The organism is Acidithiobacillus sp. TH-A67, assembly GCF_057473545.1.
Genome location: NZ_JBYCKU010000009.1, coordinates 1 through 14,660, shown reverse-complemented (window position 1 = coordinate 14,660; position 14,660 = coordinate 1). Strand labels below are relative to the sequence as shown.

General features: G+C 59.3%; 10 protein-coding genes. 4 read left to right on the top strand and 6 right to left on the bottom strand.

Annotated elements, in window-relative coordinates; translation table 11 throughout:
* The 4 genes from dnaN to AC2VNM_RS01240 all read left to right on the top strand — a co-directional run.
* Nucleotides 1-1,104: DNA polymerase III subunit beta (dnaN, locus tag AC2VNM_RS01255; RefSeq protein WP_486912735.1), on the top strand; the 1,104-nt coding region annotated here is incomplete at its 5' end.
* The gene (recF, locus tag AC2VNM_RS01250; RefSeq protein WP_483166306.1) at nucleotides 1,104-2,150 is read left to right on the top strand and encodes a DNA replication/repair protein RecF; all 1,047 of its coding nucleotides are present in this window, start codon (nucleotides 1,104-1,106) and stop codon (nucleotides 2,148-2,150) included. The genes dnaN and recF, both read left to right, overlap by 1 nt.
* Nucleotides 2,147-4,546, top strand: coding sequence for a DNA topoisomerase (ATP-hydrolyzing) subunit B (gyrB, locus tag AC2VNM_RS01245; protein WP_483189624.1), 2,400 nt, complete (start codon nucleotides 2,147-2,149; stop codon nucleotides 4,544-4,546). Before recF ends, gyrB begins: the two co-directional genes overlap by 4 nt.
* Nucleotides 4,547-4,605: 59 nt before the next feature.
* Nucleotides 4,606-8,085 carry an FAD-dependent oxidoreductase gene (locus AC2VNM_RS01240; protein ID WP_486912734.1) on the top strand — a complete coding sequence of 1,160 codons (3,480 nt, stop codon included), beginning with the start codon at nucleotides 4,606-4,608 and terminating at the stop codon, nucleotides 8,083-8,085.
* Between the two features lie 3 nt (nucleotides 8,086-8,088).
* Here the strand turns inward: AC2VNM_RS01240 and AC2VNM_RS01235 are convergent, their stop codons facing one another.
* From AC2VNM_RS01235 to AC2VNM_RS01210, 6 genes are all read right to left on the bottom strand, one after another.
* Nucleotides 8,089-9,420 (bottom strand): sugar porter family MFS transporter, encoded by a 1,332-nt coding sequence (locus tag AC2VNM_RS01235; RefSeq protein ID WP_486912733.1) that lies wholly within the window; start codon nucleotides 9,418-9,420, stop codon nucleotides 8,089-8,091.
* A 24-nt stretch (nucleotides 9,421-9,444) separates the two neighbouring features.
* Nucleotides 9,445-10,560, bottom strand: coding sequence for an ABC transporter ATP-binding protein (locus AC2VNM_RS01230; protein WP_486912732.1), 1,116 nt, complete (start codon nucleotides 10,558-10,560; stop codon nucleotides 9,445-9,447).
* 3 nt (nucleotides 10,561-10,563) lie between these two features.
* Nucleotides 10,564-11,406, bottom strand: coding sequence for a carbohydrate ABC transporter permease (locus AC2VNM_RS01225; protein ID WP_483189628.1), 843 nt, complete (start codon nucleotides 11,404-11,406; stop codon nucleotides 10,564-10,566).
* Nucleotides 11,406-12,296: a carbohydrate ABC transporter permease gene (locus AC2VNM_RS01220; protein WP_483189629.1), complete on the bottom strand. Its 891-nt coding sequence runs from the start codon at nucleotides 12,294-12,296 to the stop codon at nucleotides 11,406-11,408. Before AC2VNM_RS01220 ends, AC2VNM_RS01225 begins: the two co-directional genes overlap by 1 nt.
* Nucleotides 12,297-12,368: 72 nt before the next feature.
* Nucleotides 12,369-13,649, bottom strand: coding sequence for an ABC transporter substrate-binding protein (locus tag AC2VNM_RS01215; RefSeq protein WP_483189630.1), 1,281 nt, complete (start codon nucleotides 13,647-13,649; stop codon nucleotides 12,369-12,371).
* A 23-nt stretch (nucleotides 13,650-13,672) separates the two neighbouring features.
* On the bottom strand, nucleotides 13,673-14,539 hold the full coding sequence (locus AC2VNM_RS01210) for a hypothetical protein (protein ID WP_486912731.1): 867 nt from the start codon (nucleotides 14,537-14,539) through the stop codon (nucleotides 13,673-13,675).
* Nucleotides 14,540-14,660: the final 121 nt, after the last annotated feature.

Genomic DNA, 14,660 nt, shown 5'->3' with positions numbered 1-14,660 from the left:
AACCCGATGAAGCTTCGTGTGCAGAAAGACGAGATCCTGCCCCTCCTCGCGGCCATGGCCAACATTGCCAATCGCCGGCCGGTACAACCGATCCTGTCACATCTGTTACTGCGCAGTACCGAAAGAGGGCTGCAGCTCGTTGCCAGCGACGGGGAAATCCAGCTTCGTGGAGAACTGGAACTCCGCGTGGAAGAAGGCGGACAAACTGCCATTCCCGCGCGCAAGCTCTACGATATCTGTCGCACCCTAGCGGATGGCAGCGAGATTCTCCTACATAAAAACGGTGAACGTCTGACCGTACGTTCCGGCTCCGCCCGATTTACGCTGCCGACCCTGCCTGCGCAGGATTTCCCCATCATGGAAGAGCGCGCCGCGCGTATCTCCGGTAACTGCAATGGCGAAGATTTTCAACGAGCTCTAGCTGCGGCCTCCACTGCCATGGCACATAACGACACCCGCTATTTCCTCAACGGCGTTTTTGTCGAGATTGGCGAGCAGAAGATGCGCCTCGTCGCCACCGACGGACATCGCCTGGCGCGGGTGGAAATTACCTTCGCCCATAGCTCAAATGCCGAGCCCTACCACGGCATCCTGCCACGCAAAACGGTTCTGGAACTGTTGCGCATCGTGGGGAGTGGCGATGTCGCCTGGAGCTTTGATGAGCAAGGTTGCCGCATGCAACAGGGATCACAAGAATTTGCCAGCCGACTGGTGGATGCCAACTATCCGGACTATCGTCGGGTCATCCCTGTTGGCCAATTCACTCAGTGCATCATCGACCGGCCAACGCTGAAAACCGCTCTGCAACAGATCGACGTCATCGCCAGCGACAAGAACCCAGTCTGCACACTGCACTTCCAACCGGAAAACCTCGTGCTACGCAGCCGCAATGAAGAGCAGGAAGAGGGAGAAATCAGTGTACCGGCAGCACTGCATGGCGATGCCACGGAAATTGCCTTCAATACCCGCTACTTGCTGGATGCACAAAACATCTTTGCCAGCGACGAATTATTGATCCAGGTTCGGGACAGTGCCAGCAGCGCACTGATCCGCACACAAGAAAGCGATAATCCCCTGTATATCGTTATGCCCATTCGTCTGTAATGCCCATCGTGGAGCTGCAGATCGAGAATTTGCGCAGCATCTCTCAGCTGACGCTGCGGCCACAACCGGGTTGGAACTGGCTGGTCGGCGCCAATGGCGTAGGCAAAAGCACGGTATTGGAAGCCTTGCACCTGCTGGCTACAGGACAAAGCTGGCGCCGCGGACAACGGCAGTTGATTCGCGATGGAGCAGAGCATTATCGGCTGGGTGCTCGCCTGAGTGACAGCATTGCAGAATTTGTCGGGATGCGGCGGCAAGGAGAAGAACGGGAAATCGCCCGTGACGGCGAACGCATCCACAGTGCCTGGGAATTACTCGACACCCTGCCGCTGCAAGCATGGCACGAAGGCAATGCGCACTTTGTTTCCGGTACGGCCGAAGAGCGTCGCCGCATCCTCGACTGGGGTCTGTACTATGCCGATCGCCGTTACGGTATAAGCCTGCGCGAATATCGCCAGGCTTTACGCCAGCGCAATGCAGCCTTGCGCCAAGGGCTTCCACCGGAGGCCTGGAATGCCGCCGTGATCCGCCTCGGCGGGCTCATTCAGGATCAGCGCAGCACCCACGTCGAGGCCTTGCAGGTCCATTTTCAGCGCATCTGGTCCACCAGCCCGCAGGCCGATCAGGAAGTGGATTTTGTTCTCCATCCTGGATGGAATGGCGATCTTGCAGAGGCCTTGGAACGCGATCGCAGTATCGATCAGCAGTTCGCCTATACCCATAGTGGAGCGCACCGCGCCCGCCTGCAGTTTCGCGTCCAGGGGCGGGTGGCCGCAGAGCAGTTGTCGCGCGGTCAGTTGCGCCTGCTGGGGATTGCCTTCCGGCTGGCACAGATTGCCGTGCAACGCGATGCCGGGGCAGCCTTGCCGGTGATTCTCATCGACGATTTTGCTGCTGAACTCGACTCGCGAGGGCGTCGATGGTGGATGCAGGAGCTCCAGGCACTACAGACGCAGATTTTCGCCGCCGGCACCGAGCCACCCGCCGAGCCCGGCGATACCCTTTTTTATCTGCACGCAGGTCAATTGATCGAGGAAATGCAATGACGAAAAACTACGATTCTTCCAGCATTCAGGTTTTGCGCGGGCTGGAAGCGGTGCGCAAGCGTCCGGGCATGTACATTGGTGATACCGACGATGGCAGCGGCCTGCATCACATGGTGTTTGAAGTCGTCGACAATGCTATCGATGAATCCCTAGCGGGCTATTGTGACCAGATCGTCGTCACCATCCATGAGGATGAGTCGCTGAGTGTGACCGATAATGGCCGCGGCATCCCGGTAGATATCCACGCCGAGGAAGGACGCTCGGCCGCAGAAGTGATCATGACCGTGCTCCATGCCGGCGGTAAATTTGACGACAACGCCTACAAGGTCTCCGGTGGTCTGCATGGCGTTGGCGTTTCCGTGGTCAATGCCCTATCCAGCTGGCTGCGCTTGCGCATTCAGCGCGATGGCCATGTCTGGACCCAGGAATACCGCGATGGCGAGCCGTTGGCACCTCTGGCCCAGGGGGAGGCGTCGCGCAAGCATGGTACCGAGATCCGCTTCCTGCCTTCTCCTGAAATTTTTGCGCAAACCCGCTTTCATTTCGAAATCCTCGCCAAACGCTTGCGCGAACTCGCCTTTCTCAATTCTGGCGTACGCATCCGTCTGGTCGACGAGCGCGGCGAAGGGCGCGAAGAAAATTTTCATTATGAAGGTGGCATCCGTGCCTTTGTCGAACATCTCAATCGTAACCGCAGCGCCATCCATCCCTCCATCATCACCCTGACCGGAGAGCGCGATGGAGTCACCGTCGAAGCGGCGCTGCAATGGAGCGACAGCTACAGCGAGACGGTGCTCTGCTTTACCAACAACATCCCGCAGGCCGATGGCGGTACCCATCTGGCGGGCCTGCGCGGAGCTCTCACCCGCACCCTGAACCAGTACATGGAGCGCGAAGGACTGCTGGCCAAGGCGAAGATTGCCGCCAGTGGCGACGATGCGCGCGAGGGTCTGACGGCGGTGCTCTCGGTCAAGGTTCCAGACCCTAAATTCTCCTCGCAGACCAAAGACAAACTGGTATCCAGTGAGGTCAAGCCGATTGTTGAATCGTCGATGACCGAGGCCCTGACCATTTTCCTCGACGAACACCCCAAAGAAGCGCAGGCGATTGCTGGCAAGATCATCGAGGCGGCGCGGGCACGCGAGGCGGCGCGCAAGGCGCGGGAACTGACGCGGCGCAAGGGCGCCCTGGATGTCGCCAATCTGCCGGGGAAACTGGCCGATTGCCAGGAAAAAGACCCGGCCAAGTGTGAGATCTATCTGGTCGAGGGTGATTCCGCCGGTGGCTCGGCCAAGCAAGGCCGCGATCGTCGCCATCAGGCCATCCTCCCCCTCAAGGGCAAGATCCTTAATGTCGAACGCGCGCGTTTCGATCGAATGTTGGGCTCGGACGAGATTGGCACCCTGATCACCGCCCTGGGCACCGGGATCGGCAAGGAGGACTTTGACGTGGCCAAACTGCGTTATCACCGCGTCATCATCATGACCGATGCCGATGTCGATGGCAGCCATATCCGCACCCTGCTGCTTACCTTCTTCTACCGGCAAATGGCGGAGCTGGTCGAACGGGGGCATGTCTTTATCGCCCAGCCGCCGCTGTACAAGGTCAAGAAGGGGCGGGACGAGCGCTACATCAAGGACGACAACGAACTGGCGGCGTATCTGCGCGAGCTAGCCATGCAGGGCGCGACCTTCCATGCCGGGGCGGGACGTAGCGTCACGGAAGAGACCCTCGCCGCCATGATGCGCCAGTATCAGACGATCGACGCCCTGGTGGCCCGCTTGGAGCGGCGCTACCCGCAAGCGCTGCTCTGGGCGATGGCCAGCGTGCCGGCACCGCTGGAAGACGCCAGCGACGCGCAGTGGGCGGCCTATACTCAAGCCTTAGCAATGGAGATGGGTACAACTGCGCTAGCGGGGGAAAACTGGCAGATCGAATGGCTGGGTACCGCCGAGGAACCGCGCTTGCTGGTCAGTCGCCAGCTGCATGGTAGCCGTGAACAGCGCTATCTGGATTCGCAATTTTTTGCGAGCCACGATTTTCGGCAACTGCGCAAATATGCCAACGAAGTCGAAGCGGGTCTGGGGCAGGGAGCGCGTATCGAGCGTGGGGAAAAAGGCAGTGACGTGCGGCGCTTTCGTGAGGCCATGCAATGGTTGCTGGCGGATGCCCGGCGTGGCGTCGAAATCCAGCGCTACAAAGGCTTGGGTGAGATGAACCCGGAACAGCTCTGGGAAACCACGATGAATGCCGAAAACCGGCGCCTGGTGCGTGTGGATGTGGAAGATGCCATCGCTGCCGACGAGGTCTTTTCCATGCTCATGGGTGATGCCGTGGAGCCACGCCGTCGCTTTATCGAAGAGAATGCCCGCTACGTCTCGCGACTCGACATCTAAGTATAGGGAAGGGCAAAATGGCCGACTTCGGTCGGCGGGGAAAGCAGGGAGTACCTTTTTTGAAGCTGAATGATTTCGCATTTTCAAACTATCTGCAGGCGGAAACGACCCAACGCTTGGATGCCGCCTTTCTCGATGCACTGCGGGAACGGGACGCGAATCTGGCCCAACGCCTGCTCGATCATCGCGCCGGACGCGCCGCGCAGGAGGGACAGGAGCGCAGCGAGTTGTTGCTTGCGCTTGCACCGCACCTGGAGAATTTCCTCGTCGAGTTTTTTGCCATTGCCGATGCGAACCAGGCCCTGCAAGCCAAGATCCGTGATCAGGAAGTGGTCATGGACTTCAAAAAGCAGTTTGTCCTGCGCCGCGGCCGACGCTTTCGCGGCGAATTCACTGAGAGTTTCAGCGACCTGCAAAGCTGGCTGGATCAGCAGATGCATGCCGGCGGTCTGCCCGCCGACGATCGCGAGTGGTCGATTGCTCGCCTAGGGATGGGCTGGTTGGCCGATGAGGCCGCGCACGCCGAGGCCATCCAGCGCCTTACCCAGTGGTGTGCCCTGGCCCTGAGCGATCCGTCGGCTAAGCTTGCAGTACAAGGATGGTCGAGTTTTCGCCTGCCCGAACGGATGGATCATGAGAACTTGGTGCCGCTGGTACATGCCGAGCGGGCCGATCATCCCCTGGCGGCTGACCCGCAAAATTGGCGACGCCGAGATGCCTTCCATCTCACTGACCAACGCATGGATCTGCGCAGTGTGCAAAGCGAGGTGCATTACTGCCTCTATTGCCACGACCACGACGGCGATTTCTGCTCGCGCGGCTTCCCGGAGAAAAAGGGCGTACCCGAGTTGGGCTTCAAGGTCGATCCCCTCGGCGTGACCCTGACTGGCTGCCCCCTGGAAGAGAAGATCTCCGAGATGCAGATCCTGCGGCGGGATGGCTTCAGCATTGCCGCCCTGGCGATGATCATGATCGACAACCCCATGGTACCGGCGACGGGCCACCGCATCTGCAATGATTGTATGAAGGGCTGCGTCTATCAGAAACAAGACCCGGTCAACATTCCCCAGGTGGAAACGCGCATCCTCACCGACGTGCTGGAACTGCCCTTGGGCGTGGAGATCTATGACCTGCTGACGCGCTGGAATCCGCTGCGCCAGGAACAATATGTCGCAGCTAAGGATAACGGCCGCAAGGTCCTGGTAGCCGGCATGGGGCCGGCTGGCTTCACCATGGCCCACCACCTCCTGCAGGCGGGCTGTACCGTGGTCGGGGTCGATGGGCTCAAGATCGAACCCTTGCCCGATGTTTTGCAAACGGCGCCAGTGCGCGATTGGTCGGCCCTGCAGGAAGACCTTGATGAGCGCATCCTGCTCGGTTTTGGCGGCGTTGCCGAATACGGCATCACCGTGCGCTGGGACAAGAACTTTCTCAAGCTGATCTATCTCAGCCTGCTGCGGCGGCCGGGGTTCCAGATCTTTGGCGGCGTGCGCCTCGGCGGCACCCTGCGCCTGGAAGATGCCTGGGAACTGGGCTTTGATCATGTCTGTTTGGCCACCGGCGCTGGCCTGCCGCGGGTGCTATCCTTGCCCGGTAGTCTGGCGCGCGGCATGCGCCAGGCTAGTGATTTCCTCATGGCCCTGCAGCTCACCGGTGCCGGTAAGAAAAGCAGCCTGGCCAATCTGCAGGTGCGGCTGCCCGCCGTGGTCATCGGTGGTGGTCTGACGGCGGTGGATACCGCCACCGAGGTGCAGGCCTACTATATTCGCCAGGTCGAAAAAATCCTGGCGCGCTACGAGACGCTTTTGCCCGAGATGGGCGAGGAAAAGCTGCGGGCAGGATTGTCCGAAGAAGACGCCGGCATCCTCGATGAATTTCTTGCCCACGGTCAGGCAGTACGCGCAGAACGCGAGCGAGCGGCGGCGAGTGGCGAGGAACCCAATTTCATTCCCTTGCTGCACGCCTGGGGTGGCGTCACCCTGGCCTATCGCAAGGGTATGCGCCAGTCCCCTGCCTATACCCGCAACCACGAAGAGCTGATCAAGGCCATGGAAGAGGGGCTTTTCTACCAGGAAGGCGCAGATCCACTACGGGCCGATCTCGATGGCTTTGGGCATGTCGAGGCCATGGTTTTCCGCAAGCTGCGCGAAGAGGATGGCCGCTGGGTCGCGACGGGCGAGGAACTCTGCCTGCCCGCCCGCAGTGTCTTCGTGGCCGCCGGAACCGTGCCGAATACCATCTACGAGCGGGAATATCCGGGTACCCTGCAGCTCGATGGCGATCATTTCCAGCCGCATCTGGCGCACCGGGATCGCAGTGTGCAGGAGGTGCAGGTAGCGGAGCACTGTAAATCGCCCGAGCCCGGTCCCTTCACTTCCTACCAGGATGGCGTAGGTCATCGGGTGAGCTTCATTGGCGATACCCATCCGGTCTATCACGGCAGCGTGGTCAAGGCCATCGCCTCCGCCAAGCGGAGCTATCCCGATGTGCTGGCGGCAATGGAAATCCTCTCCCCGGCGCCACGGAAGGATCTCTCTGCGTTCCAGGAGCGCCTGAACTCTCGGCTCAGCGCCCGGATTCGTCGTATCGACCGCAGCAACCCGGCGGTCTGCGAGCTTTGGGTCGAGGCCCCGGCGGCGGCCAGTAATTTTCAGCCGGGGCAGTTCTTCCGGCTGCAGAGCTTCGAGACCAGCAGCCCTGTGGTCGAAGAGACCCGCCTGCAGATCCCAGTACTGACGGTCAGCGGCGCCGGAGTGGAAGGCGACTTGATCCGGCTGATGGTGCTGCAATGGGGTACGGCGCCGCGCATTGTCGGACGCCTGCAGGAAGGCGACCCCGTCCTGCTCATGGGCCCGACGGGAGCCCCCACGGACATTCCCCAAGGCAAGACCATCGCCGTGGTCGCCGGGCGCTGGGGGGCAGCGGTGATGCTCGATATTGGCCCCGCCCTGCGCGCCGCCGGTAATCGTGTGCTTTATGTGGCAGCCTTCGCGCAAGCTAGTGAGCTCGACCACCAAGACGAACTGGAGGCCGCCGCCGACCAGATTCTCTGGTGTACGGCTCGGGGTCCGAAGATTACAGCGCGGCGACCGCAAGACCTCAGTGTCGAGGCGGCGGACATGGTGCAGTTGTTGCGCGAGTACGCCGTCGGACAATTGCCCGGGCAGGCTGGGAATGGGATCCCCCTGCAGCAGGTGGATCGTCTGATGGTGATGGGCTCCACCGGCCTGCTCAAGGGCTTCCAGAGCGCCCTGCGCGGCGATCTCGGGTCGTTGTTTCCGGCCCATCTGGAAGCGGTTGCCACCGTGGGCAGCCCCATGCAGTGCATGCTCAAGGGTGTCTGCGCCCAGTGCCTGCAATGGCAGGTCGATCCGGAAACCGGCAAACGCACCCAGGCGGTGTTCACCTGTGCCGGTCAGGATCAACCTCTGGCCTGGGTCGATCTCGACAACCTCACCGCCCGGCAGGGGCAGAACCGTCTGCTCGAACGGCTTTCCAGCCACTGGCTGGACCATGTACTGGCGCGCGCCGACGCCTGAGGATCAATCCCGCGCAAACGAGGCGCTGATCTCTTCCAGGGTCAGGCCTCGGGTTTCCGGTACACGGCGCCAGGTGTACCAAGCGGCAACGAGGGAGGCCAAGGCATAGAGAAAAAAGGTCTGACCCTCGCCCAACCAGTGCATCAAACTGAGAAATACCCCGGTGACCAGCATATTGCTGAGCCAGTTGACGATGGTCGCGAGCCCCATGGCCCGCCCGCGCAGGCCAGTCGGGAAGATCTCGCTGATCAGGAGCCAGAACACCGGTCCGATGCCAATGGCAAAGAAGGCGACATAAGCTGCTACGGCGAAGGCCAGCAGATACAGGAAGGCTCCCTGCGCCTGTGCCAGCATGCAAGTGGCAAGGGTCAATAAACTCGCAAACATGCCAAGAAAGCTGGTTAACAGTAGCGGTCGTCGTCCAACTCGGTCCAACCAGCGCAGAGCCAGCAGGGTCGCGAAGAAGTTGATGGTGCCGATCCCCACCGTGGCAATGATCTCCCCGTCGGTCGAGGTAAAGCCAGCGGCATGAAAGATGATGGGTGCGAAGTAGAGCACCACATTGATGCCGGTGATCTGCTGAAAGATGGCCAGCACCAAGGCGATCTGCAAGGATCGTCGTTGTGCCAGGAGTGCCCGCCACGGCAGACTGCGCTGCCCTGGGTTATTGGCGGCCAGTTTCTGCCATTGCGCTGCGGCAGGATCGAGGCGTAGGCCTTGCAGGGCCTGTCTCGCCGCCTCGGATCGACCCATTTGCAGCAGCCAGCGCGGACTTTCCGGCAACAACAGAACGCCGAGCAGCAAAACGATCGCTGGTAGCGCTCCCAGGGCGAACATCCAGCGCCACCCGGCGCTACTGTCGGCAAAAGCCAGACTGATCAGATAGGCGATGAGGATTCCCACCGTAATGAGCAGCTGGTTGATGGTGACGATGGCGCCACGCTGTCTGGCGGGGGTGATTTCCGCGAGATAGAGGGGTGTGACCGTTGAGCTGAGTCCGATCCCCAGGCCCAGACAGGCGCGCCCCAGGAAGAGCAGCGGGATGCTGTTGGCGAGGGCCGCCAGCAGAGACCCCACGGCAAAGAGCAGGGCCGCGAGGGCGATGACCCGTCGTCGCCCAAAGCGATCGGCCAGGACTCCAGCCAGGGCGGCGCCAAGGGCTGCGGCGGCCAGGGCGATGGCGACAAACAGGCCGGCACTGCTGGCATCCAGGGAAAAGACATGGCGCAGAAAGAGCAAGGCACCGGCAACGATGGCCGTGCCATAGCCAAAAAGCAGGCCACCAAGCCCAGCAATTCCGGCAATCAGGGTAAAAGAAGTGCTGCCTCGTTGCATGGCAATGCCCCATTACGAGGATGGTTACGCTAGTCGGGAGCCATTTTCGGGATCGAAAAAGACCGCTCGCTCCATATGAAAACTCAGGGTACAGCGGGATCCGATCTGTAAGTAGGTACTCGGATGTACTCGTGCCACCAAGCTGTGGCCATCCAGGCGGGTAAATACCAGGGTATCGGGGCCGGTGGGCTCAAGCAGCTCCACGTCGAGCTCGATACTGTGTAAGGCTTCGCCCTCGCGCGCACTGCCGGGATCGGTGATCTGCTCGGGACGGATTCCCAGCGTAATGTGGCGTCCCAACTGACTGCGTAGGGCCCCCTGCATTTTTGGCGGTATGGGAAGAAGGTTTCCGTCGCCCTCGGCACCAGCCACTCGCAGGCACAACCCTGATGTCTCCTCGCGCGGAACCACAGGCAGAAAGTTCATGGAAGGGGAGCCCATGAAACCCGCCACAAAGCGGTTGGCCGGATCGTTGTAGATACTCTCGGGACTGCCCAGTTGTTGGATGATGCCTTCATTCATCACGGCGATGAGATCGCCCATGGTCATCGCCTCGATCTGGTCATGGGTGACGTAGACCATGCTGGTTTGCAGCTGCTGGTGCAGGCGCTTGATCTCGCTGCGCATTTCCACCCGCAATTTGGCATCGAGATTGGACAGAGGTTCGTCGAAGAGAAAGAGGGTGGGTCGGCGGGCGATGGCGCGGCCGATGGCGACCCGCTGCTGCTGACCCCCGGAAAGCTGGCGGGGTCGGCGGTCAAGCAGATGTTCGATTTGCAGCATGCGCGCGACATCCATGAGGATCTGCTCCCGCTCTGCCTTGGGTACCTTGCGATTTTCGAGGGCGAAAAGGATGTTGTTGCGCACAGTCATCGACGGATAGAGGGCGTAAGACTGAAAGACCATGGCAATGTCCCGATCCTTGGGACTGAGTCCGTTCAGTCGGCGATCGTTGAGCAGGATGTCTCCCCCACTTTCCTGTTCCAGACCGGCGATGATGTTGAGCAAGGTCGTCTTGCCGCAGCCGGAAGGACCAATCAGCACCAGAAACTGATTTTCTCCGGTCTCGATATTGATGCCATGCAGGACTTCATCCTTGCCATAACTTTTGTGAATGTCCTGCAAAATGAGCTTACCCATAGATTATCCTTTTACCGCGCCGCCGGTCAGGCCGCGCACGAAATATTTTCCGGCCAATAAATAGACCACCAGAGTGGGTATGGCAGCAATCAGCGCTGCGGCCATATCGACATTCCACATATGCACGCTGGTGACGGTATCGACGAGGTCGTTGATGGCAACCGTAACCGGCTGTTGATCGCTGTTGGTAAAGACGACACCAAAGAGGAAGTTGTTCCAGATCATGGTGAACTGCCAGATTGCCGTCACCATGATGATGGGCGTGCTCAGTGGCAACATGACGCGCCAGAAGATACGGAAAAAGCCAGCTCCATCGACCCGCGCGGCACGCACCAGATCGTGCGGAATGCCGACATAATAATTGCGGAAAAAGAGGGTGGTAAAAGCCAAACCATAGATGATATGGACCATGACCAAACCGGGGATCAGGGTACCGGCAATATGCAATTTTCCCTGTACCCAGGCCATCGGCAACAAGATGATCTGAAATGGAAATACGGTGCCGAGCAATAGTAGATAGAAAATGATATTGGCGCCACGAAAACGCCAGTGGGTCAGGATGTACCCGTTGATGGCGCCAATCGCGGTAGAGATGATGACCGCCGGAATTACCAGCTCAAACGAGTTGATAAAGAACGGATGAATGCCCTGATTGCTGGCGCCGATGGTGGCCCCACTCCAGGCATGTCGCCAGGCGTAGAGGTCAAACTGCCGGGGCAGAGCTAGGATGCCCTGATTGTAGATTTCCGGCATGGTTTTGAAGGACGTCACCAGCATGATGTAGAGCGGTAATAGAAAAAACAACGCGGCAAGCGTCAGAAGCAAATAGATCGGCAAACGGCGCATCAGACTTTCCTCCGTGCATCGAGGATCACAAAGGGAACCACCACCACCATCATGATGGCCAGCATGATCAAGGCGCTGGCTGCCCCCACCCCCATCTCGCCGCGCTCAAAGGAAAAAACATACATGAAGATCGTCGGAACGTTGGTGCTGTAGCCAGGGCCGCCGCCGGTGAGCGCAATGATCAGACCGAAGGCCTTGATGGCCAGTCCCGCGCTGAGGATAAACGCCACAAAAAATGTCGGCGCCAGATTGGGGAGAATCACTCGTCGATAAATGCGCAGAGTCCCAGCACCGTCGATGCGTGCCGCCTTGACGATATCGGGACTGATGCCGCGCAGGCCGGCCAAAAAGATCGCCATCATGAAGCCGGAAGTCTGCCAGACGGCGGCGATGACCACGGTGTAGATGGCGAAGTTTGGATCATCGATCCAGGCGAACTGGAAATGGGTGAAGCCCAGGGAGCGAACGATCGCCTGGACGCCAAAATTGGGGTCGAGCAGCCAGCGCCAGGCGACCCCGGTCACCACGGCGGAGATGGCCATGGGGTAGAGAAAGACCACCTGAAATAGGCGCTCCCCACGGATCCGCTGGTCGAGAAGAATGGCGAGCAGGAGACCGATAGCCATGGATATGGCCACATACAGCCCGCCGAAGATTCCCAGGTTGCTCAGGGAACGCCACCAGCGGCTGCTGCCGAAGAGGTCGTGATAATTGGCAAGACCAATGAAGTGGTTGCTGGGTAGAATCGTGGATCGCGTCAAAGATAGCCACACGGTCCAGAGAATGAAGGCGTAGATGAAAAAAATGGCTGCCAGTACGGTAGGCGACAGCATCAGACCCGCTATGACTTGGTCCTTGCCACCGACACGCTGCATCAATGAATGCGCCATGAACCTCCCCTTTTTGTGATGGAACGGCATCCCGCCGCGGCTGGGCGGGATGCCTGCGCTCTACTGCATTTCCTAGTCCTGGCTCTTGGCTACCTCTACGCGCTTTGTCATTGCCGCGGCGGCCGCCTGGGGGCTCTCGTTGGAAGTATAGAACTGATCGAGAGAGTCGATGAAGGCGCCAGTTGGCGGACCATAGGTCGACATGTTCTGCGAGAAGCTTGGCACCAGATTATGCTCCTTGCTGGCGGTGAGAAACTGCGCGCGCGACTTCAACTGGCAGGGGTTATAGCCCGTCAGCGACACATTCATCAAATCGGGGATCGAGCCCTTGTATTTGTTGAAGAGCAGCTGGAACTTGGGGCTGGTCATGGTCTCCGCCAGTTTGATCGTCGCCTCGCGTCCAGCGGCACTATGCTGGCGGAAAAAGATAAAGCTATCGACATTGTAGATGAAATCATTAGCAGTACCGGGGAAGGCGACACAGCCAACCTTGGGGCCACCCGGAGTCACCCCCAGAAATTCGAACTGACCATTGGCCCAATCGCCCATGATCTGGAACGCCGCCTGACCATGGGCGACCAGGCCGGTATCGTAGTTCCAGGTGCGTCCCGCCAGCGACTTCGGAGTGTATTTCTCGATCTGGCGCAGACGCTCCAGGGCCTTGACCATGGTCGGGCTGTTGATGGCCTTGGCATCGAGCTTGACGAAGACGTCGCGATACCACTCCGGTCCCCCGGTTTCCAGAGCAATAGGATCAAATTCCGTGGCAATCATCCAGCCATTGCCCCCGCCGGCCATTGGTATCATCCCCTTGGCCTGTACCTTGGCGAGGTCGGCAATCAGCTCATCCCAGTCCTTGGGTGGCGTCTTGATGCCGGCCTTGGCAAGCACCGCGCGGTTGTACCAGAGCCAGTTCAGACGATGCAGATCCATTGGCGCCGCGACATAATTCCCCTTGTATTTCATGTAATTGTCGATTTCTGTCGGAATATTCTTATCCCAATCGCCCGCCTTGGCGGCGGCATCGACATTGGCCAGCAGCCCCGTATGCCCCCACTGCTGGATCTCTACCCCCTTGATTTGCGCCGCCCCGGGCGTCTCGCCTTCCATCAGACGGGTTTTCAGGATGGTACGCGCCTGCGCGCCACCACCACCGGCGATTGCATCGTTTTTGATGTTCACCCCCTGGGCCTTCATCATCTGCACCAGCACATTCATTGCCTTGGCTTCCGAGCCGGCAGTCCACCAGTTGATGACGCTCAGGGAAGTCTGGTCGGCCAGGGCGGGTTCGGCAGCCAGCGCGGCAAAGCCCAGAATGGCGAGGGCAAGAGCCCGTTTTGCAGGTTGTTTCATGATCGTGTTCTCCTCTGTTCGTCTTAGAAGTGATATTTCAGATAAAAACGGTTACTGAAATAGGGATTGTGATACTGCGGATAGTTGGCCTGGTTCTGGGCGACAGAGATGTCGGTATAATCGGCCACCGTCAGGCCCTGCAGCAAACTCGACAAGTTGTAAGAGAAGCCCACGTCCATGGACCAGAGCTTCTGGTTGGGAACCGCCTCGCCAGTGGGGAAGCCATACGCGCCGTTGTAAGAATAGGCGCTGCCGCCGTAGCCATAGCGCGCCACGTAGCGGATGAAGCTGGCGTTGACCAGCAGCTTGTGCTGCAAAAAGCCAAAATTGCTGGCAATGCCATAGGCATATCCGGGGCCAAAATCGGAGATGCCGGTCTGCATGGTAGTGGTGTATTCCGTCCCGCTCAGGTCATTGTAGGGATGGATCAGGCCGCCATGGCGGAAGGAGTTGTAATTGATGGGACTGTAATTGCCCACCAGCGCTACCGTGTCATGTTCAGTACCAAATTCCACGCCGAGTCGGCCGCCATAGATGTGCGCGTCGACGGAATTGGCATTGAGAGCATGGAGAAAATTGGTACCGGCGCCAGAATTGCCCTCGGATATCATCTGAAAACCGGCCAGAAGTGCCAGATTTTGCTCAATGGGAGCGGAAAAATTCGCCTGTCCGTAAAACATGTTGGCAAAGCCGTAGAAATTATAGTCCCATAGCTGGACGGCGATATGATTGCCTAGGAAAGGCGTTTGGTAGCGCAGGCCGACGGTATAGAAGCCATTGGTATGGGCATCGGTGTAGCGGTTGCCCGTGGTGAATGTCGACCTAAACCGAGGGGCGTAACTAAACTCCCGGGCAAACATCACACTGACGGTGGCGGGCGAGCCACTCAAGGTCAATGGCCCATTGCCGGCCCAATTATTAACCAGGCCCTTAAATATACGATATCATTATGGTATACTCAGGGTCATGGAACGGATAGATGTGCGTAAATTGACGGTAGAAGGGCGCAAC